This window comes from Serratia sp. 22264, assembly GCF_052045345.1.
GTDB lineage: Bacteria > Pseudomonadota > Gammaproteobacteria > Enterobacterales > Enterobacteriaceae > Serratia > Serratia plymuthica.
Map to the genome: position 1 here is coordinate 2,297,034 of NZ_JBQEOY010000001.1, position 21,778 is coordinate 2,318,811.

Annotated in this window: 14 protein-coding genes and 1 pseudogene; 5 read left to right on the plus strand and 10 right to left on the minus strand. The window is 54.6% G+C overall.

Features of this window, described 5'->3' with window-relative positions; all coding sequences use genetic code 11:
- Nucleotides 1–73: 73 nt before the first annotated feature.
- Nucleotides 74–1,006, minus strand: a complete 933-nt coding sequence (locus tag ACTJJ1_RS10735; RefSeq protein ID WP_020439430.1) for a transporter — start codon at nucleotides 1,004–1,006, stop codon at nucleotides 74–76.
- Nucleotides 990–2,036, minus strand: a complete 1,047-nt coding sequence (oxdA, locus tag ACTJJ1_RS10740) for an aliphatic aldoxime dehydratase (RefSeq protein WP_440833535.1) — start codon at nucleotides 2,034–2,036, stop codon at nucleotides 990–992. Before oxdA ends, ACTJJ1_RS10735 begins: the two co-directional genes overlap by 17 nt.
- Before the next feature lie 314 nt (nucleotides 2,037–2,350).
- On the opposite strand from oxdA, the gene ACTJJ1_RS10745 reads away from it, so the two are divergent.
- Nucleotides 2,351–3,322, plus strand: a complete 972-nt coding sequence (locus tag ACTJJ1_RS10745; protein WP_122288579.1) for a helix-turn-helix domain-containing protein — start codon at nucleotides 2,351–2,353, stop codon at nucleotides 3,320–3,322.
- A 403-nt stretch (nucleotides 3,323–3,725) separates the two neighbouring features.
- On the opposite strand, the gene ACTJJ1_RS10750 is transcribed toward ACTJJ1_RS10745, so the two are convergent.
- The gene (locus tag ACTJJ1_RS10750; RefSeq protein WP_440833537.1) at nucleotides 3,726–4,388 is read right to left on the minus strand and encodes a dTMP kinase; all 663 of its coding nucleotides are present in this window, start codon (nucleotides 4,386–4,388) and stop codon (nucleotides 3,726–3,728) included.
- Between the two features lie 462 nt (nucleotides 4,389–4,850).
- Nucleotides 4,851–5,924: a GIY-YIG nuclease family protein gene (locus ACTJJ1_RS10755; RefSeq protein ID WP_440833539.1), complete on the minus strand. Its 1,074-nt coding sequence runs from the start codon at nucleotides 5,922–5,924 to the stop codon at nucleotides 4,851–4,853.
- Nucleotides 5,925–6,063: 139 nt separating this feature from the next.
- On the opposite strand from ACTJJ1_RS10755, the pseudogene ACTJJ1_RS10760 reads away from it, so the two are divergent.
- Together ACTJJ1_RS10760 and ACTJJ1_RS10765 are read left to right on the plus strand one after the other, a co-directional pair.
- Nucleotides 6,064–6,324: pseudogene (locus ACTJJ1_RS10760) on the plus strand (IS3 family transposase); the annotation flags it as partial.
- A 447-nt stretch (nucleotides 6,325–6,771) separates the two neighbouring features.
- Complete coding sequence (locus ACTJJ1_RS10765) at nucleotides 6,772–9,243, plus strand: UvrD-helicase domain-containing protein (RefSeq protein WP_440833646.1); 2,472 nt, start codon at nucleotides 6,772–6,774, stop codon at nucleotides 9,241–9,243.
- 418 nt (nucleotides 9,244–9,661) lie between these two features.
- On the opposite strand, the gene ACTJJ1_RS10770 is transcribed toward ACTJJ1_RS10765, so the two are convergent.
- The 5 genes from ACTJJ1_RS10770 to ACTJJ1_RS10790 form a co-directional block, all read right to left on the minus strand.
- Nucleotides 9,662–10,447, minus strand: coding sequence for an acetoin reductase (locus ACTJJ1_RS10770; RefSeq protein ID WP_004946858.1), 786 nt, complete (start codon nucleotides 10,445–10,447; stop codon nucleotides 9,662–9,664).
- Between the two features lie 105 nt (nucleotides 10,448–10,552).
- A complete protein-coding gene (lpdA, locus tag ACTJJ1_RS10775; RefSeq protein ID WP_440833648.1) occupies nucleotides 10,553–11,950 on the minus strand; it encodes a dihydrolipoyl dehydrogenase in 1,398 nt (465 codons plus the stop codon).
- 10 nt (nucleotides 11,951–11,960) lie between these two features.
- Nucleotides 11,961–13,475 carry a 2-oxo acid dehydrogenase subunit E2 gene (locus ACTJJ1_RS10780; protein WP_440833542.1) on the minus strand — a complete coding sequence of 505 codons (1,515 nt, stop codon included), beginning with the start codon at nucleotides 13,473–13,475 and terminating at the stop codon, nucleotides 11,961–11,963.
- Nucleotides 13,476–13,478: 3 nt separating this feature from the next.
- Nucleotides 13,479–14,498: an alpha-ketoacid dehydrogenase subunit beta gene (locus ACTJJ1_RS10785; RefSeq protein WP_440833650.1), complete on the minus strand. Its 1,020-nt coding sequence runs from the start codon at nucleotides 14,496–14,498 to the stop codon at nucleotides 13,479–13,481.
- Nucleotides 14,499–14,509: 11 nt separating this feature from the next.
- The gene (locus ACTJJ1_RS10790) at nucleotides 14,510–15,472 is read right to left on the minus strand and encodes a thiamine pyrophosphate-dependent dehydrogenase E1 component subunit alpha (RefSeq protein ID WP_440833543.1); all 963 of its coding nucleotides are present in this window, start codon (nucleotides 15,470–15,472) and stop codon (nucleotides 14,510–14,512) included.
- 252 nt (nucleotides 15,473–15,724) lie between these two features.
- Here ACTJJ1_RS10790 and ACTJJ1_RS10795 point away from each other — a divergent pair, with 252 nt between their 5' ends.
- Nucleotides 15,725–18,484, plus strand: coding sequence for a LuxR C-terminal-related transcriptional regulator (locus ACTJJ1_RS10795; protein WP_440833545.1), 2,760 nt, complete (start codon nucleotides 15,725–15,727; stop codon nucleotides 18,482–18,484).
- A 105-nt stretch (nucleotides 18,485–18,589) separates the two neighbouring features.
- Here ACTJJ1_RS10795 and ACTJJ1_RS10800 read toward each other — a convergent pair whose 3' ends face one another.
- A complete protein-coding gene (locus ACTJJ1_RS10800; RefSeq protein ID WP_004946879.1) occupies nucleotides 18,590–19,153 on the minus strand; it encodes a YagU family protein in 564 nt (187 codons plus the stop codon).
- Between the two features lie 406 nt (nucleotides 19,154–19,559).
- On the opposite strand from ACTJJ1_RS10800, the gene katG reads away from it, so the two are divergent.
- Nucleotides 19,560–21,758 carry a catalase/peroxidase HPI gene (gene katG, locus ACTJJ1_RS10805; RefSeq protein WP_004946884.1) on the plus strand — a complete coding sequence of 733 codons (2,199 nt, stop codon included), beginning with the start codon at nucleotides 19,560–19,562 and terminating at the stop codon, nucleotides 21,756–21,758.
- Nucleotides 21,759–21,778 lie beyond the last annotated feature (20 nt).

Here is a 21,778-nt window from a genome sequence, read left to right on the forward strand (position 1 = left end):
GACCTGAACATAACGCGACTGCGCAACGATGACCTGGCTTAGCCGGACAGTTATTTGGTCAGGAAAGACAGCGTCAGAAAACGCGTGCATAACGGAGATTCAACCGGAAATTCTCTTCGGCGCCGTTTTCAACGCGCAGATCCCTGCCCAGCTGTATCTGAAACTGATCGCGGGGTGTCACAAATTGGGTTGCGGTAATACGAACGTTGGTGGTCTGTGTCTGGTTATCCTGCTTTACGCCGTCAACGGTGGTTTCACCGCCCCAGCTCTGACCGAAACCCAGCCCGAGCGCCAGGGTAGGATCGGGCATGTAACGTCCCATAATCTGGGCCGTCCATGCGTTATCCTGCTGAAGGCGGGATGACGTGGTGCCATAATCGTTGTTTTCACCGTACCAGATGGCATCGCCGACCACGTCCAGCGCCCACTTTTCGGTAAAATACTTAACCCAGGCGGCCTGCAGGTCGACCTTCCAGCGGTTCTCCCCCAGATTCAGCGCATCGTTGTGGTCATAGTTGCCGCTAGGCACGTAGAGATAAGGCGCGAAGCCAAAAATGTCGCCGCCGCTGTTGAGCTTCACTTTTAAAGGCACGGTCAGGATCAAGTCGCCGGTACCGCTGGCCGAGCCGAGTCCGGAGGCGTCGCCGCCGCCAGATACCCGCCCGAAAGGCAACAGAAACTGCGGGTCCAGCGTTGCTGACTCAGAAATCTGTACGGTATGCAGCAGACGCAACATACCGATATCGGAAGTCAGGTTGTAATCAGAGCTGACTTTGTCACCGCGGGAGTACGCTGAGCCGGTTGAGGCATGCTGATAATAAAGCAGCCCCACAGTGGTGCCGTCAGGAAATTGGCTATAGTCGCCGGGTGCAACCTCGACGGCGAGTGCCGGCACAGAGCAAAGCAGCATGGCGGGCAGAAAAAAGCGTAATGCGTGCATAATGTAATCCCCGGAGAAATGATGAATGGATAAGTTATCGTCGTTTCGTTCAGCGCCGAGCGTCACGCAGCATCCCGGTCATGGGATGGCAGTTGATGTACTCAAAGGTTTGAAAGCGGGCGTCCGAGACGGAAACTTCGTGGTAGAGCCGCAGTTTCTGCAGACCGGTCACCACCCGGAAAAACGTGGTGAATATGCGAAGGTGTGTGGGGTGTGATTCCGCCCAGCGCTCCAGTTTGTCAAGCGAGCGCCAGAAGCCGATATCGTAGGCAATATCCAGCAGATTTCCGTTGATATCCACGTTGCGGACAAAGCGGTTGCTGTAGCAGCCGAGCGCCTGCCCTTCATCCCGAAGAAAATCCATACCGGCCTGCAAAGGGGGGAGCATTTCCGTGAAGTAAAGCTGACGCTCTTGCTCTTCCGCCTCCATCCAGTCCTGCCCGGAGCGGATAAGCGCGATGTTGTCATGGCCCTGCACCACCACTCTGCCCCCGGCATCAGGATCGCCTGAAATAATGCGCAGTTCATCGTCAGGCTGCAGCCAGTCATTCTGAGAAGCGGGAATACGGTCGCGCACGGATCCCCAGTAGCCATGCTCCTGGATCTCGCCGCTGATATTGTCCATCACCGCTCCGACGCCCGGCAGGTCTTCTTTAAAGGCATACAGCGTCTCGAACTGTTCGGCGCGCGGGGCGATAATTTCGCGAAAATAACCGATGCCCTCCTGCAGACGCTCATCGGAAGACCACCAATCGTCGATCTCTGGCTGACGGAGCCAATGGCAGTAAGCAGCCGGATCCCGCCAGTAGCCCACCACAATAAAGTTACCGTAGCCCTGGTTGTCGGTATGGAAAGAGATGTCATGATTGCCCGGCCCGTTGCTCAGGCTGAAGGTCGACACAATGTGCTGCATTGCCCGGACGGCGTCCTCACGGTGTTCTTCATGAAACTGAACGCCCAGATAAGCCATAACGACCTGGGTCAGATCATCACTGGCCCGTCCGGCAAACATCGGGAACGGTGGCTGATAGTCGTCGTGAACCCGCCGGGAAAGCGTGCGGGGGCATTTCAGATGTTTATCGATTGCAGATTCCATAAGGACTCCCAGGTTTATAGTTTTCAGCGATGGGTTAACTCACCACTGATACTAAGGAGAAATCTGCCGAATACCTGGCTCAGTCGGACAATCGTCTGGTTGGAAAGGACACCCCCGATATCGGCAAATCAGAGAGTGAAATGATGAAATCGCACAGTGCAGCACTGCCCTGCAATAGTGCGTATCTTCTCGCTTAACGCCGCTAAAAACTCAAAATATCCAGGAAATCCCTCGCAATACGGTCATGGCGCAAATATTGCTTTCGGTTTGAAACAATCCATCCTGAATTGCAGTTACTGCTATGAGGTGTCGCTGTGAACAGTCATTCAACTCCACGGGAGATCCGTTATTCCACCGAACATGTTTCAGCGTCTCACCGTTTCGAATACTGGAATGATGTCATTCTTCGCCACTGCATTCCTTCGGATGGCAAACCGCTTGCCGACGGCGGGTTCGACGGAGAACTTGCCGTGCGCGAAGTGGGGCTGTTGGATGTGTGCACTCTCACGTCAACGCTTCACCACTGGGAGCGAAAATCACGACATCTGAGAACGGGGCCGGACGACGATTTGTGGCTCGGTTATATGCAGGGTGGATACGGACAGTTGGAACAGGGGGGACGGAAGGCCTGTCTGTCATCCAATAATCTGGTGCTTTACGATGCCGCGCAGACTTTTCGCTTCAGCATCGGTGGCAGCAATAACCACCTCATTCGCATTCCCCGGCATCTGCTCACCGGAAAAGTGCCGGCCAGTGACGTTCTGACCGCCACCGTCCTTGACGATGCTCGCCCAGGCGTTATTCCGCTGCGTGAGATGATTTGCCAGGCGGTTCAGACGCCCGTGCTGGTCAGCAATCCGGATGTAGCCAGCCGCTTTTCACAAACGATGCTGGATCTGCTGATGCTGAGTCTGGAGCTTCAGGAACACAATACCGCGGCTTCAGAACGCGATTTATATGCGAGGATGAGAAACTACATCAGTAGAAATCTTACCAATCCTGAACTGAGCGTAGAGAGTATCGCTTTGGCTCATCACGTCTCAGTACGCACCGTGACCCGGACTTTTGCCCGCAATCAGAAAACGCCGGCAGCCGTTATCTGGCAAGAACGGCTTCAGGCCAGCCGCGACGCACTTGAACAAGGGCGTGTGTGCAGCGTATCCGAGGCTGCACTTGACTATGGGTTTTCTGATTTCACTCACTTCAGCCATGCATTCCGTAAAGCCTTTGGCGTCACGCCAAGCTCGGTCATGAAGCAGCAACGTCAGTTTTTCATACAACCCTGACGTTTAAGGATATTGTCGGCATATCCGTCGCCCTGATAACGGTCAGGCATGCTGATATGAAGGGGTTTTATTTCTATTTAAAATAATTGAAAAAACCTGCCTTTAGTTAAAGGCGGTCATGACATGGCCCCTCGGCGAACAACACCTAATGGAATCGCCGCGCTTGAGCCAACGCTTTGTTCAATGGGCTTATCCCGCCCGGTAAACGACCGTGTTGAAAAAGTGAATAAAACATATTTCATGGGGAAGATTAATAATAGAATAAAACTCTACCTACTCCCTAACTCTTTGACGTGAAACAAAACGGTTATCACTGGCATTGAGAAAAGCCAGGCTTTGAGATACAAAACTGTGTTGTCCTTTTTAAGCTAATTATTCATTGTGACGGAATAGGTTGCCGTAATTACTGGCGGCATGCGGCGGAAGCTCTGCCCGCAAAACCGATGCCTGTGGGGCATCCAAGCACTCTGTAGATCTCAGCAATCACCTGCATCGTTGCGTCTTCGAGAGTTCCTTCATTACGGCATAAAACCCAGCCGTGATTTGCAATTTCTCGCTCGAATGCCTTGGTACAAGCAACATGCTCTTCCAGTTTATAAATCACCGTGCTACTTAGCCCACGCGGTCGGGCCGCGGCTCTCGCCCATGAAGTCTCAGGCGCAGTAACAACCCCGACATGCAGGTCTGGCGTTCGCACGTTTCGTTCAATATTAAGCTGTAAAATCTCTGCAAATGGAACCATCCGGCGAAACGCGGCATCCGACGGGTACCAGCGATCCATCAAGATAATGCTGTCCGGTGGCTGTTTAGTCAGCACGTGCCGGGAAATCCAGGCACGGCTATCAGCAAAGCGCTCACACACTTCCAATTCCAAAGCCTGGGAGGGATTTCTGGCGAGCTTGTTAACGAGAGCCATTGTTTCCCCCCTGTAGGGATCGCTTTTTTTCTCGCAAAGCCGGACCACCTTCTTGTTGTCTGCCCTTAGTACTTTTGTAATGACCTCCAACAGTGTGGTTTTACCGGCTCCCTTGGGCCCATCCAGAGAAACAAACAGTTGACGACTCATTCTTGAAATGACGATTGATATACGGTTTTTGTAAAGCTCAAATCTGGCAAAAGCATCTTACTTCCTTCGTATGAATAGCTCCCCCCTCTTCGCTCGTCGGTGCCGCTCAGCACGTCAGCGCGAACCAAATGGAAGGCTCTTATAAACAGACACTGATGAACATTCTGGCAATGGTTCTAACTCACGGGTCTAAAAGACCAGGATTACAGCCGCTTATGGTCATTGCTCATATGCTGTGACCTGCGCGGTGTAGTTTAAGGGATCCGCTTAGAAAACGGAAAACATCCCACACCAAGCCTATTTTTTAAGCAGATAGGCGTTGGCGGGCAGCTTTGAGCGAGGAGCGGACGTTGCAACTATTCTCCCCATAACGTAAATAGTGATGTATTAAACATCGGGGCGTAAGTCACCGATATATGAGCTCGTATTTTTCTAATAGAAGGGGTGGACAGTTTGTCGTAGCTATTGCTGCTGCAACAATGCTCTCATTTCTGGAAAAAGGATCGAAACGAACGCATCATACTGTCGATCAAATTCTGTACCTTCATCAAGATAAGACATGAACCGAATAACGGTCTCAGCCTGCTTGTCTGTTGTTGGCGGTTGAAAACTTCTCCAACCCAACAAGAATAAACGCCTTAAAGGGTGTTTTCCATTTTTACCTCTGTTTAGGGCGGCAGCAAGAACATCATAAGCTGAAGGTAATTTGCTACCTACAGTACGAGCATGTTTGAAAGACAACAAGACGGGAAGAATTCCCTTTTTATTCCAAAAACCCCAACCTAAACACGGAGCAAAAGTCTCATCCCAGTAGGGGTAACGAGTTAAGGAAAAAAAGGTCGCAAATACAATTTCATGCATTTGTTCTGGAGAATCTTCATCGTAATATTTCAAGGCGACATCAAGAAAATTATCCAGAGCATCACCCCAGCTAAGCTCGTAATTAAAAGCTCTTTTTCCAAGCTCTGCCTGCTTTATACGCTCCCATACTCCATGAGCACGCAATTGTACTTCAACCAACCTCTGCTCTGTTTGAGTATAATAACCTCCTCTAACTTTACTGATACCGTGTTTAAGCATAAGTATAACAGTGGCTTCACTCTCTATTATTTCTGCTTCACGGGTATTTTTCGTTCCTGTATCGGTCACATACATCAGTCGAAGAGGAGTATTTAGTCGGGTCCACTCTGCACCTTTGCCATTAAAGTGCTCATCTATTCTCTTTTTTATATCTGCGGTCAACCCAACATAGTAACATCCATTCGACAACTCAAGGACATACAGGTAGATATCAACTGGCATCTGGGCATTAAACCAGTGCCCAGTTTTATATTTATAATAAGCTTCAGTACTAACATTGCCATCACTTAACCGAATAAATTCTTCCGCTGCTTCATCAGGAATTACCTTACCAATTATCCGCTGCTTCCATCCGCGAGTGGGCGGCCATTCTTCACCCAACAACTCAATCTGCCGCCGTTTATGTGAGCCTCTTTGAGTTGCCCCTGCCATCAATAATTCCATAGTGATAATCATCAGCGTCCTCATGATGATGAATGTTTTAGCCAACTTAGATAATTGTTGTATAGAGGTCAACTGTACCCATCACTATTTGGCGAAATTCGAGATATCTATAATGTCCGCTCTTGGCTGAGCAGACCTTCGTAGGAATGCTATATACGAAGAAAACTACAACATTTATGGTGTGTGTAAGGTCCAGCGGCAGCTAAAGCGTGAAGGCGTCTGTGTTGCCCGGTGCACCATTGAGCGCCTGATGAAAGTCCTACAGATGCGAGGGGTGACACGCGGCAAAGGTATCAGGAGCACCTGCAGCAGTAAAACCGAAACACCGCGGGATCGGGTAAACCGTCAGTTCGTGGCTGAACGGCCCAATCTCCTTTGGGTGGCCGATTTTACCCGAAATTCATCGAAACAGGAGGGTGTTGCGTACAAAAAAAATGTCAGAGACAATGGAGGAAATGAATGGATTGCGCAGTTAAGTGAAACTTTGATGAATGAAGTCAGCTCTGTCCAAGTTAACTTCCTTGGTAAACTTTTTAGAAAACCCTCAGTCAATGCGACTTCAGAGACGTTGTGGTTGTCCCTTCAGGGTAAAGAAGTGGCCCATTACCCTCTCAAGGCAATGCGCACGTTTGCACATGTTGATGAGTCGGTGCTGGGAAGTCAGTTGCGATTCAGTTCCGATGGCACTGAGATTAAAACCGGATTTTTGCAAAAAAAGGTAACAGCAAATTTTCTAAGGTTTATCAACCAATCTGTATCAGAACATATTCAGGATTACCTGAGGGCATGTTTTTCTGAATTTGATGTTTTAGCGATCAACCATTACCCCCGCGACACCTGGTCAGAGCAGATTGAAAGCATGCTGTCAGAACTGCACCAACATTACGTGGTGCAACCTGAAATCTGGAAGAAGTATTTACCCGCCTCAGTTATTGAGAGGATCGAGGTAATGTTAAAATTCTATCCATTAGATATGGCATCCCTGCGTGAATATCATGAGAGCTACCAACTTTATAAACGTGAAGCGTTCTTTGATGTTGTGGAAGCGAATCCTCTCACAACTGAGCAACGATTAGGCGTTTTAAGGTCTAATGACCGCAATATGGTTTTAGCAGCTGCGGGCACGGGGAAAACATCCGTTATGGTTGCTAAAGCTCTAGACCTGATCGACAGAAAACTCGCTGAATCTTCTGAAATTCTTGTTCTTGCTTATAACAAGGCTGCAGCAAATGAACTGAAAGAACGTCTGGAAAGCAAAGCGATTAATGGAAATGTAACTCTGGCCACCAAACCCTATATTTCCACTTTTCATGCATTAGGCAGACAGATACTCAGAGATGCAAGAATTCCCACTCAGATAAGTGTGTTTGCTGAGGACAGTTATAAACTTAAACAGTGGGTTACAAAATGGATTTATGAATATATCAGCGCCGACCCAGCGCGCGTTTTTGATTTGATTGAGCTGACGATCCCGCCCGTTGATGCTATGCAGTTCAATACAAAATTGGAGTATGAAAAATATTTACGTGATAATGATTTCAGAACGCTGGGTGGCGAAAAGGTGAGAGGTTACCAGGAGCTTTTGCTGGCTAACTTCATGCATGTTAATAAAATAGAATATGAGTATGAATCACCGTATGTAACGAAACGACGACTGGAACTGGGGTTCGACTATCGTCCCGACTTTCACATTAAAAATACAGATATTTATATTGAACACTATGGTACTGACCGGAACGGGAAAACTCGACCAGACATTGATGCCAGCCAGTACAGTGAAATTACAAATAAAAAGCGCGCGCTCCATGCGGAGTATGGAACTACGTTAATCGAAACATTTCATTTTGAATGGCAGGAGAAAAATTTACTGCCAGCGTTTAAGACTAAACTAGCTGCGGCAGGGATCAGTTTTGACCCTATGAGTCCACATGAAATTTTTGAAAAATTGAACCAACAGCAGGAGTTAGGAAGTTGGGCTGAATTGATGATGAAAGCTCTCAAGTCAATTCGCGTCGAAAGGTTAGATAAAAAAGGAATATTAGAGCGTTTAATCTCGGCAAAAATTTTCAATGCAGAAAAATACTCCGAAATATTGGATGAGTTGCATAGTGGTTATATCGATGAGCTCAAGCATCAGAATGCAATTGATTTTGATGACATGATCATCCGAGCGATAGAGGTTATTGACACTGGGGCATATGTTCCGCAATGGAAATATGTTCTGCTTGATGAATTTCAGGATATTTCTGCTGCCAGAATGGAATTCATTCAGTGCATTTTAGCAAAAGGGCCTACACCGTCTATGACGGTTGTCGGGGATGACTGGCAATCCATTTATCGGTTTTCCGGCGGTAAACTGGAGCTGACGACTCGCTTTGGGGATCTTGTTGGTCATTGCACGTTAACCAAGCTTCAGAAAACGTTCAGGTACAACAATAGCATTGCCAAAATTGCCGGGACTTTCATTATGCAAAACCCCGAGCAGTATAAAAAGGAGATTAACACTCATCACAAAGTTGAGGAGCCTCAGATTTATCTTCTTGATGATAAAGTCGGCGTTCAGAGGAGTTTGTACGACAAGGCGCTGGAGGTAGTTAAGAAAATAAGGTGGCACGAGCCCACCGCATCGATAGCTATTATCGCTCGCTATAATTACCTGTTAGCAGAAGCCAAACAGTCTGTATGGGGCGCAGAATTTAAAGAAAACATATTTTTCTGGAGTTTTCATAAGTCGAAGGGACTTGAAGCGGACTATTGTATTTTGATTGGCTTTTCTCAGGGGAAGACAGGATTTCCTAACGAAAACAGAGATGATGCTGTCATCGAAGCGCTGTTACCCTCTATGGACACCTTCCCACATTCTGAAGAGCGGCGACTCCTGTACGTGGGTATCACGCGTGCAAGGCACAAGTGCTACATCATTGCCGATCCAACTGCACCATCTGACTTTATTACCGAGCTTATTACGCCAAAATACGATTTGCAAATCGTCTCTGATACCTTCAAAGAGCGGTATCGCAAAATGTTTAAGTGCCCTTACTGCGAGTCAGGCTACCTTCGATTGGTAAAGGGCAAGTTTGGAGATTTTTACAGTTGTAGTACTGGACTGGGTTGTAAAGTAGGGAAGACAAGGGTATGTGAAAAATGCGCTGCACCTTCATTTGATATGCGAAGTCACAGCCAATGCAATAATCTTGCATGTGATAACAAAATGAAAATATGTGAAAAATGTGGCAGGCCTATGAAATTAAGGCAGGGTGAGTTTGGCGAGTTCTGGGGGTGCAGCGGCTATGGGATTAAAGACGACCAATGTACTCATACGTCAAAATGAGACCTGACTTGAGCATGCGAACTAAATATGATTTGGTTAGCTAAGCTCAGGGCTTCGGCAATACACATAGGGGTAAGACTGCCCTCTAATGAGAGTCACTAACGTCCTCCCCTGGCACAAAACCGACCGTCAGAGTAACAAAGCCCCACTACCGTATCGCCATAATTGGGTTGGGTAGTCATTCCGGTTACCAAGGCAGATTAATATTATTTATATTGTTATTTATCATAAAGTTAATATTAAATAAAATCCCTGTCAGAAACCCAATCAAGAAAATCCCGCTCAGGAAACCGGGCGGGATTTTTGCTTTGGCGTCATTAGATTGCCTACCCTCCTCCGCCAAAACTGCACGAAATAAATCGCCACTGCGGTAGGCACCTGAAATGCCCTTCAGGAGGGCTTAAAAGAGCGGCACCGGTTAGCGATAAACCAGCCCGCCGTCGGTCAAAATCGACTGACCGGTGATATAGGCGGCGTCGTCGCTGGAAAGAAAAGCGACAAGTGCCGCGACGTCAGCCGGGGTTTGTGCGCGCCCCAAGGCAATGCCATCAACGTACTTCTTATAGGTTTCGCCTTTCGGCGCACCGGTAATCTCCGAGAAACGCTGATCTATTTCCACCCACATATCGGTGCCGACCACCCCAGGGCAATAGGCGTTGACGGTAATGTTGTCGCTGGCGTATTCCTTTGCCGCAACCTGGGTCAATGCGCGTACGGCGAATTTGGTGGCGGAGTACACGCCCAGCAATGCAAACCCCTCATGGCCGGCGATGGAACAAGCATTGATGATCTTGCCGTTTTTGTTGAGCTGTTTAAATTTCGCCGCGGCGGCCTGGATCCCCCAGGTCACCCCCCCGATATTGATGTTCAAGATCTTCTCAAGATCTTCCGGCACCACGTCTGCTATGGGTTTTACCTGCGAAATACCGGCGTTATTAATCATCACATCCAAGGTACCCAGCGTACTCACAACGTGCTCGATGGCCGCATACACCTCCTCGCGCTTGCTGATATCGGCAACGTAGGTTGTCGCTTTTACCCCGAAAGACTCCACCTCTTTCCTGACTATACCAAGCTGATCTGCGGATAAATCCAAGAGCGCTAGGTTTACCCCCTCTTGTGCCAGGCGCAGTGCGATCCCCCGGCCAATGCCACGCGCTGCGCCAGTGATAATGGCTACCTTTCCGTTCAAACCTGTCGACATGATTATTCCTGTTTCGTTTTGTACTACGTCTAATGGAGAGTTTTTTGTTGGTTTCCGCTACCGAAAACGCAATCGGATCAGGCTGTTATCCTTTCCCGTATTGTCCTACTGATGCAGCGGTCGGCCAGCGGCCGCGAGGATCGATTCATGCATGGCTTCGGAAAGCGTCGGATGCGCAAAAATGACCGACAGCAGGCTCTCGTCCGTGGCCTCCAGATGATGGGCGATACCGAAGCCCTGGATCTGTTCGGTGACCTGTGCGCCAACCATGTGCGCCCCCAGCAGCTCGCCGGTTTCGGCATCGAAAATCGTCTTGACGAAGCCCTCCGCCTCACCGGCGGCCAGCGCCTTGCCATTGCCCTGATAGGCGAACTTACCGATCTTGAGTGGCCGTCCACCGGCACGCGCCGCCGCCTCGGTCAGGCCCAGGCTGGCAACCTGCGGCCGGGCATAGGTACAACCGGGCACATAACTACGGTCAAGCTTGTGCACGCCTTCGACGCCGGCCAGCGTCTCGACGCAGATCGTTCCTTCGTGGCTGGCCTTGTGCGCCAGGCACGGCGGGCCGGCGACGTCGCCGATTGCGTAAAGGCCGAAGACGTTGGTGCGGCAGGCGTCATCCGTCTTGATAAAACCGCGATCCAGCTCGACGCCCAGCGCCTCCAGCCCGAGGCCTTCGACATTAGGCTGGACGCCGGCCGCCAACAGCACATGTTCGACCTCCAGCACCCGTTCGGCACTGGCGTTTTTCAACGTGCAACGCCCTCCCGCCTCCGTGAGCTGCACCTGCGTTACCTGCGTCTGGGTATGCACCTGAATGCCGCGCCTCTCGAATGACTTGCGCACCGCCGCCGAGACTTCTGCGTCTTCAACCGGCAGTATCTGTGCCGCCACCTCCACCAGCGTCACTTCGCTGCCAAGATCGTTGTAGAGGCTGGCAAACTCGACGCCGATGGCGCCGGAGCCGATGATCAACAAGGATTTCGGCAATTTTTTGGGTTGCAGCGCCTCGAAGTAGGTCCAGATCCGCTCGCCATCCGGCACGATCCCCGGCAACGCACGCGGGCGGGCGCCGGTAGCCAGGATCACGTGGTCGGCCCGGTAGTCGCGCTCGCCCCCCTTGGCATCGACCACCGTCACCTGCCCCTTGCCACGCAGGCGGGCGGTGCCGTCGAACACCGTTACGCCATTCTTCTTCAACAGGTACTCGACCCCACCGGTCAACTGTTGCGACACCGAGCGGCTAAACTGCACCAGTTTCTGGAGATCGAAACTCACCTCGCCGACACTGAAACCCAGTTGGTCGGCATGGGCGATGCTGTGCGCCACCTCGGCACCGTGCAGCAGCGCCTTGGTTGGGATGCACCCCCAGTTCAGACAGATGCCCCCCAGATGCTGTTTTTCCACCAGCGCCGTACGCAGCCCGAGCTGGCCGGCGCGGATGGCGGCAACATAGCCTCCCGGCCCGCCGCCGATCACCAGTACATCGTATTTGTCGTGCATAGCTCGTCTCCTAGACAAACATCAGGGTCGGTGTTTCAACCAGTCGCTTGAGTTCCTGGAGAAAAGCCGCGCCCAGCGCCCCATCGATGACCCGGTGGTCGCAGGACAGCGACACCGTCAGTTGATGGCGCGCTACGATCTGCCCATCGCGAGCCACCGCCCGCACCTCGCCGGCACCGATCGCGAGGATCGCGCCCTGGGGCGGGTTAATGATGGCGTCAAACTGACGCACGCCGAGCATGCCCAGGTTCGACAAGCTAAAAGTGCCGCCCTGGAACTCTTCGGGCTTGAGCGTGCCGGCTTTCGCCCGGGTCACCAGGGAATGAATGTCGTGCGAGATCTCGCTGACCGACTTACGGTTGGCGGCGCGCACTATGGGGGTAATCAGCCCGGCCGGCAGCGCAACGGCCACCGAGATGTCGGCATCGGCAAAGCGGCGGATGCTCTGGCTGGCTTCGTCGAACTGTACGTTGACATCCGGCACCGCCACCAGCGCTTGAGCGCAGGCCTTAACCAGCAGGTCGTTAACCGAAATCTTGACGCCGGGCGCGCCGAGGTTGATTTCCTTGCGCAACGCCAACAGGCGCTCCAGATCGAGCTCGGCGATCAAGCGGAAGTGCGGCGAATGTTGCTTGGAAGCCTGCAAGCGGGTGGCGATCGCCCTGCGCATGCCCGACAGGGGCAAGTTCTCAAAGGCCGCCGGCGCCGCATTCGGTGCAGTCGCTGTCTGCGGCTGCCCGTCGAGCAGCAGAGCCGCCGCCTGCACATCCTCGCGGCTGACCCGCCCGTGTGAACCGCTGCTGCGGCAGTCGTGCAGGTTGATCCCCAGTTTGCCGGCCAGACGGCGCGCCAGCGGGGTTGCCGGTATCTGACTGTCGTCGGCGTGCGAACGTGGCGCTTTGCCTGAACGCGATGGCAACGTCGGCGATGCGATACGGCCTCCTGCGGCAAGGATAGCGCTCTCGAGATCGGCCACCGAGATACGTGCTTCACGTCCGCTGCCGCGCACCTTGCTCAGGTCGGCCCCCAGCCTGGCGGCCAGGCGCAACGCGTGAGGCGTGGCATTGACCTGTGCGGCATCGGTGCTTCCCTGCAGGCCGAGCGGTACCTCGGTCTGCCCACTGGCGGACACCGGTTGGGTGGATGGGGCCGATGCCGTGGGAAGTGCGTTGTCGAGTGTCGGAGCCGCCGCAGGGCGTGCGGGAGGCGGTGCGACAGACGCTGCCGGCCCCGCCGCGGCCAGACTGGCCGTGAAGGCGTCCAGTTCGGCATCGCTGATCGAAGCCTCAGCCACCAGCGCCAGCGCCGCCCCCACCTTAAGGGTATCGCCCTGCCGGGCGAGTATCCGCCGCAGGGTCCCGGCGAAGGGGGCCTCAAGCACGTTGACGATTTTGCTGGTCTCGATCTCGCAGATTTCCTGCCCCTTGGTGAAGCTGTCGCCTTCCCGGATAGACCACTGCGCGAGCAACCCTTCCTCCATCGAAAGGCCCCACTTGGGCATTTCAAGCGTTTTGATATCACTCATGGCTCAATCCTCCAGCACTTGGCGGACGGCGGCCTCGATCCGCTCGACGCTGGGGATCCAAAGCTTTTCGAGGGCGGGAGAAAACGGCACCGGGGTGTGCGGCGGTGTGACCAGCACAATCGGCGCTTTGAGGAAATGGAATGCCTGGGAAGCGATCAGTGCCGCGACATCATGGGCAAAGCCGAAACGCGCCGCCGACTCGTCGACGATCACCACACGGCCCGTCGACGCCACCGACTCCAGAATGCCTTCCTCGTCCAGCGGAGAAATCGTACGCGGATCGACCACCTCCACCGAGATGCCCTCTTTGGCCAGTTTGTCGGCCACCTCGTTGGCTTTATGCACCATCGCCGACAGCGCGATGATGGTGACGTCCTCCCCTTCGCGGGTGTAGTTGGCCACGCCCAGCGGAATGGTATAAATGCCTTCCGGCACTTCCCCCTTGAGGTCGTAAAGCATTTTATGTTCGCAGAACACCACCGGATCGTCGTCGCGGATCGACTGGATCAGCAGGCCCTTGACGTCATAAGGCGTGGAAGGCACTACCACCTTCAGGCCCGGCGTGGTGGCGAAGATATTGTAGGGCGACTGCGAATGCTGGGCCGCCGCAGAGAAGCCGGCGCCGATCATGCCGCGCATCACTAACGGCGCCTTGGCCTTGCCGCCAAACATGTAGCGGAACTTGGCGGCCTGGTTGTACAGCGCATCGTGGCAGACGCCGAAAAAGTCCATGAACATCAGCTCGGCCACCGGCCGCAGACCGGTCGCCGCAGCACCGGCTGCCATGCCGATGATCGCCGATTCGGTAATCGGCGTGTCGATCACGCGGTCAGTGCCGAACTGCGTCCACAACCCTTTGGTCACGCCGAGCACGCCGCCAAAGGCCTCTATCCTCGCCTCCTCCGGCGCGTTGCCGCCATGGCCGCCACGCAAGTCTTCACCGATCAGCACCACGCGCTCGTCACGCTCCATTTCCTGGGCCAGCGCTTCCTTGACCGCTTCACGATAGGTTTTTATAGCCATTGTTATCACCCTCAATAGGAAACGTAGACGTCGGTCAGCAGGTCTTCCGGAGCCGGATAGGCGGCTGCGCGGGCTTTCGTTACGGCATCCCCGACCAGCGTTTCCACTTCCGCGTCGATCGCCGCCAGCTCCTCCCGGGTGACCTGTTTTTGGATCTTGTCGGTAAAGATCTTCAGCGGATCGTGCTGTTCACGCAGGCGCTGGACCTCACCCTCGGCGCGGTACAATGCCGGATCGCCCTCGAAGTGGCCGTGCCAGCGGAAGGCCTTGGCTTCAATCACGCTGGGGCCGCCCCCCTCGCGAGCGCGCTTGACCGCCTCTGCGGCGGCTTCGTAGACGGCAAAGAAATCGGTGCCGTCGACCGTCACCGCCGGGAGGCCGAAGCCGGCGGCGCGTTTGGCGATATCGCGGCCGCCGACGGCGTAGTCATGGCCGGTCCCTTCGCCATAGCCGTTGTTCTCGAAAATGAAGACGGCCGGTAATTGCAGCACCACGGCCATGTTCATGGCTTCAAATACCAGGCCCTGGTTGGAGCCGCCATCGCCGGTGAAAGACACGCCGACGTTGCCGGTCTTCAGGGTTTTGGCCGTCAGCGCAGCGCCAATGGCCAACGGGGGGGCTCCGCCCACGATAGCGTTCGCGCCCAGCATGCCTTTTGACAGATCGGCGATGTGCATAGAGCCGCCTTTGCCGCGACACAAACCGCTGTCCTTACCGAAAATCTCGGCCATCATGCCGTGAATATCACAACCTTTGGCAATGCAGTGACCGTGCCCACGGTGCGTAGAACCAATGAAATCGGCGTCGGTCAAATTTTCGCAGACCCCCACCGCAATAGCCTCCTCACCGGTATAAAGGTGAATGAAGCCCGGAATGTCACCGCTGGTATTTTCCTGATGCAGGCGCTCCTCGAATGTCCTGATCTCGCGCATCTTTCGGTAAGCCTGCAGCAAAGCCTGTTTGCTCAGCGTCATCTAATTCTCCTCAGTAAGGGTCGGACAGGCGGGGCTATTTGACAGGGTGAAAACACCCTAACCACACCAATACAAAAAATGTACGGGTGTTTCAGGAAGCTGCGAAGCCACCTGAATGGGGGGGTAAGTGGGGGTTTTCATGCTCGAGGTCAAACTTTATGAATTTTGTTTATCTATCCGGAAGTACGGCCCCGCTTCACCCCGGGCTCTGGCGTACAATTGAAAAAACAAAATACGGGCAGGCAACCACGGATGAAGCAATCGGATTTTGCAGGTTCCCAATCTACATCGTTGGTCTCGGGGCCTTTGCGGCTGACGAGAGGCTTGCCGCTCATCCTGACCAAATTCGTCCCGCCCCGCTCTTCTATCCTGCTGCTACAGCGCCCGCGCCTGCTCAAACGCCTCGATCAAGCGCACCTGCGCCGTCTGGCCGTCGTTTGTGCAGGCGCGGGATTCGGCAAAACCACGCTGTTGGCGCAATGGCACCAGCAGTTGATCGGCCAGGGTGAACGCGTTGCCTGGCTCAGTCTTGATGAGGACGACGATGACGTCTGGCAGTTCATCCCTTATCTGCTGCATGCTTTGCGCCCGCTCTATGCCGACTGGGACGCCGATTTTTGGCAGAACATGGAAGAGCAAGCGCCCTCGAGCTCGCTGCAGTTGCTGGCTGGGCTGATTAACCAATTGCATTATTGTCCGCACGACCTGTATCTGATCATCGACGACTTCCATATGATCAATGACGCCGGCGTACATGAAGCCCTGAGCTATCTGCTCAGGCATGCGCCTGCGGCGCTGCATCTGATCATCGGCAGCCGGTTCCACCCGAGCCTGTCGTTGAGCCGCCTGCAGGCCCAGGATCAGTTGGTGGAAATCTATGATCAGGACCTGCAGTTCACGCTCGAAGAAACCCGGAACTATTTCAGCCAAACGGTCGCCGTGCCGCTCAGCAATCAGGATGCCCTTCGGCTGCGGTCCGCGACGGAGGGCTGGATCGCGGGCATGAAGATCGCCTCATTGTCCCCCGAATTGCGTGAAGATCCCGGGCACCTGATCCACAATCTGCGCGGGGGAACTCGGTCCATCGCCCGTTATCTGAAAGAAGTGGTGCTTGATCCGTTGCCGGCGGAAGTGCTCGACTTCCTGATGCAAACGGCGTTTCTCAATCGTTTAAATGCCGGGCTGTGCAACGCCGTCACCGGGCGTGACGACAGCGAGGCGATGCTGGAATGGATTGAACGGCACAACCTGTTCTTGTCGGCCCTTGACGAACAAGGTTATTGGTTCCGCTATCATCCTCTCTTGCAGGAAACCCTGAGCGCGGCATTGCGCCATCGCACCGATATCAACCTCAAACAGTTGCACGAACGCGCCAGTCATTGGTTCGCCGAACAGCTGTTGTGGGCTGAGGCGGTACGCCATGCGCTGGCCGCCGGCAAGCCGGTTCATAGCCCCGGCCAGGATGGCGCGAGCGCGCAATCCCTGGCTGAAGAGGGAGATATCGATACTCTGGTTTCCTGGATGCGTCACTTGCCGGCGAGCGTCGATCCGTCACGCATTGACCTTCAAATCAATTTGGCCTGGGCGCTGGCGCACTATTTCCGCTTCGATGAATCGCGACAGTTGCTCGACAGTCTCGACCAAATGGTGGCGGATCACCGTGACGGGATGGCCCGCAGCGCCTGGATCAAGTTGCGGGTAGTGCGCGCCATCTGCGAAGCCTTTGCCGAAAACATCCCCGAGAGCCTGGCGATTGTCGAGCCTCTGCTGGCCGAAGTGCCTTGCGGCGATACCTGGGTCGATGGCCTGATCTGCAATATTCTCAGCTACTGCCACGTGGTTAACCAGCGCTATGCCGAGGCCCTGGCGGTCCAACGCCATATGCCCAGCCCGGACAGCCCGCTGGACAATCTGTTCGTCTCGGTTTATCGCGCTTTCATCATCGCCCAATGCCATCTTTGCCAAGGCGATTTGGAGAACGCCGAGCGGTATGCCGGCAATGCCTTGCGCCAGGCCGAGCGTTATACCGGCCCCCAGTCGACCAGCGGAGCGACGCTCGCGCCGCTGCTGGCGGAAATCGCCTACGAGCGCAGGCCCCTTGAGTCGCTCGCTCCTCTGCTGGCGGATAGGCTCGAACTCATCGACCGTTTCAGCCCACCCGACGCGCTGAGCCGTTGCTACGCCTACCTTGCGCGGCAGGCCCTGCATGACGGCATGCCGCAGGAGGCAGAACGGCTGCTGGAACATGCGCAGCAGTTGGCGGTGTCTCGCGGGTGGCGCCGGTTGCAGGCTCTGTTGTTGGCCGAGCAAGTTAGAGTGCGTCTGCAACGTGCGGATCGCCCCGGTGCGGAGCAGTTGCAACGGCAGTTGGAACAGCTGGCGCGCCATGCCAGGATTGATGCCGAACATCCTTGTCAACGTGCGATCGCACAGCATGCGGCACTCAGCCGCAGCCGCCTGTTGCTGGCCGCCGGCCAGATGCCGCAAGCCTGCAAACTGCTGGCCGAGCTGGTTACCGAACAGGAAAACCGACGCGACTGGCTCACCGCTGCGCGCCTGCGTGCGCTCTGGTCATTAGCCTTGTGGAAAGCCGGTAAAAACGCGGCTGCCTGCACTGCGCTGCAACCGGTTCTGCCACTGGCCGAACACCCGCATCTCATGCGCAGCTTTCTTGATGCCGGCGACACCTTGCAACCTTTGCTTCTCCATATGCACGAAGGCCCTGCTGCCTGCAACGAGCAAGGTGCGCAGCTTCGCCTGGCAGATAAGGGCGCACTGACCGGGGAAAGACTACTTCAGAGCAGCCATGACGTTTATTGGGGGCTCAGTGAACGCGAACTTCAGGTATTACGCCTGATCGCCGAGGGCCAGACGAACAAAGACATCGCTCGTTCCCTGGCTATTTCTGCACAGACCGTGAAATGGCACCTCAAGAACACTTACGCCAAGCTCAACGTCAATAGCCGGACCCAAGCCATGAGCCGTGCACTTGAAATGAAATTGCTGGATTAACAGGACGTTAAAGAATTGCCCAGGGCAAGACCCCGGCATGAGAACGATAATCAACGAGAAGGAAAAGCCCTGTACATTCAGGGCTTTTATGCTTAACGCGTTGACTTAACGGAACGGTGAGCTGAGAGGAACTTCCGCATCCGGCTGGTGCGTTATTCTGTTGCGCAGGTCACGCCGAACAAGTTCGATCGCCCAGAACCAGAATGCATGCCCCAGTATTTCTGAAACATACTCCTCGACGGGCAGCATGGATAAAGGCGGCGTTAAGCCAAGCAGCGGGAAACTGATGCCGTGAACGCACACCGTGGCAATTAAGCCGGCGAGCACGCCCTGCCAGAGTTTTACTTTCGGGAAGACTTCGGCAACCACGCAGTAACCGATGGCAAACACCAACGAGAAAATAATGTGCGTCACCATAACCGGATTGATCACATGCTCCGAAAAGGTGTAAACCGTTGCCGTCGGATCTATGCCCAAATAATCTCTCAGGAAAAGATAGGGTGGATTAAACTCCGCGCGCCCATCCAGGATTGTCCTTGGCGGAAGCGGAACTTCTGCGCCCCACTTAACGAAGGCAGACAGCAGCCCGGCGATAACGCCGACAAAAAGCGCGACGCCATAACGGCGTCTTTCCAGCGGCGTTTGCACAAAAAAATCCCTGATTTTCATATCCATCCCCTAAAAGCCATTAGTATTTATCGTTCAGCAAACAGGTTATATCCTCGCCAAAGTGTGATATTGATCACGATCATTTTTTGTTACCTTTGGTCGTAAATTCTCAAAAGAAGGGAAACATGTTTAGATAATCAGTAGCGGAAACCTGAGCGCTTTTTGCTTTTGGTTGCCATGGTCTTCCCGGCAATGCCTATCAATCAACGCAAACCCAATAGCCTGTAACTATTACAGAATTCAACCATTCCTATTTTATCTCTCGCCCAGCACTGTCTAAGCTTACTACTGAGTTTCCTTCTACCCGCCGTTGGCTCAGGCTCAGGTGACGAAACCCAATAACGATCAGATTGACTCAGGGGTTCCCCCCATTAGCGCAACATCCGACACAAGCAGAGAGCGCATCATGACAACTGAAAGCAAATGCCCATTTTCGGGTGGCAACAACAAGACCCTTCCCCAGCGTGGTAATTCGAACCAGGACTGGTGGCCAAACCAACTTAGTCTGGAACACCTGCACCAACACTCCTCCCTGTCCAACCCGATGGACAAAGATTTCAACTACGCCGACGCTTTCAACAGCCTGGATCTGGCGGCGGTCAAACAAGATTTGCATGCCCTGATGACCGACTCTCAGGAATGGTGGCCGGCGGACTTCGGTCACTACGGCGGCCTGTTCATCCGCATGGCCTGGCACAGCGCCGGCACCTACCGCATCGGCGACGGCCGCGGCGGCGCAGGCTCCGGCCAGCAGCGTTTTGCCCCGCTCAACAGCTGGCCAGACAACGTGAGCCTCGACAAGGCGCGCCGGTTGCTGTGGCCTATCAAACAGAAGTACGGCCGCAAAATTTCCTGGGCCGACCTGTTGATCCTGACCGGCAATGTGGCGCTGGAATCGATGGGCTTCAAAACCTTTGGTTACGCGGGCGGCCGCGCCGACGTTTGGGAGCCGGACGACGTTTACTGGGGCGCGGAAAAGATTTGGCTGGAACCGAGCGGCGGCGAGAACAGCCGTTATTCAGGCGACCGTAATCTCGAGAACCCTTTAGCGGCGGTGCAAATGGGGTTGATCTACGTGAACCCGGAAGGCCCGGACGGCAACCCCGATCCGATCGCCGCAGCGCGCGACATTCGCGAGACCTTCGCCAGAATGGCGATGAATGACGAAGAAACCGTCGCGCTGATCGCCGGCGGCCATACCTTCGGCAAAACCCACGGCGCAGGCCCCGCTTCGCACGTCGGCGCCGATCCGGAAAGTGCAGGTTTGGAACAGCAGGGCCTCGGCTGGCAAAGCACCTTCGGTACCGGCAAAGGTAAAGATGCAATCACCAGTGGCCTTGAGGTCACCTGGACCACCACCCCGACCCAGTGGAACCATGACTTCTTCCGGCACCTGTTCGAATACGAGTGGGAGCTGTCGCAAAGCCCGGCCGGCGCGCACCAGTGGGTAGCCAAGGACGTCGGCGAAACCATTCCCGACGCGTTCGATCCGGCGAAGAAACATCGCCCTACCATGCTGACCACCGACCTGTCGCTGCGCTTCGATCCGGCGTACGAGCAGATTTCGCGCCGCTTCTTCCAGAATCCGGATGAGTTCGCCGACGCCTTCGCCCGCGCCTGGTTCAAACTGACCCATCGCGATATGGGCCCACGCGCACGTTATCTCGGCCCGGAAGTCCCGGCTGAAGAGCTGATTTGGCAGGATCCGATCCCGGCGGTGAATCATAAATTGATCAATCAGCAGGATATCGCCGATCTCAAAGGCAAAATCCTGGCCTCCGGCCTGCCGATTTCACAGCTGGTCTCCACCGCCTGGGCTTCGGCCTCCACCTTCCGCGGTTCCGACAAACGCGGCGGTGCCAACGGCGCCCGCATCCGCCTGGCACCGCAGAAAGACTGGGCAGTGAATCAGCCCGCTCAGCTAGCGCAAACGCTGGCCACGCTGGAAGGTATTCAGCGCACCTTCAACGATGCGCAGACCGACGGCAAAAAAGTCTCGCTGGCGGATCTGATCGTGTTGGCAGGCTGTGCGGGCGTTGAGCAGGCGGCGAGCAATGCCGGCCACCCGGTGGCCGTTCCTTTCACGCCGGGGCGCATGGACGCTTCGCAAGAGCAAACCGATATCGAATCGTTCGCGGCCATGGAGCCGGTGGGCGACGGTTTCCGCAACTACCTTGATACCCGTTACCGCATTTCCCCCGAGGCATTGCTGGTGGACAAGGCGCAGTTGCTTACCCTGAGCGCGCCGGAAATGTCGGTGCTGTTGGGCGGGTTGCGGGTGTTGAACGCCAACGTCGGCCAAAGCCGGCACGGCGTGTTGACTCAGCGGCCTGAAACCCTCACCAACGATTTCTTCGTTAACCTGCTGGATATGGGCACAACCTGGAAAAAGGCGGATGAGGACGGCGTGTTTGAAGGCCAGGATCGCCAGACCGGTGCGCTGAAATGGACGGCAACCCGCGCCGATCTGATCTTCGGTTCACACTCGCAATTGCGTGCGCTGGCTGAAGTTTATGGCAGTGCGGATGCCCAGGAGAGTTTTGTTCGGGACTTTGTCGCCGCCTGGAACAAGGTCATGAACCTCGATCGTTTCGATATCGCTTAAGCATCGTCAAAACGGCCCGC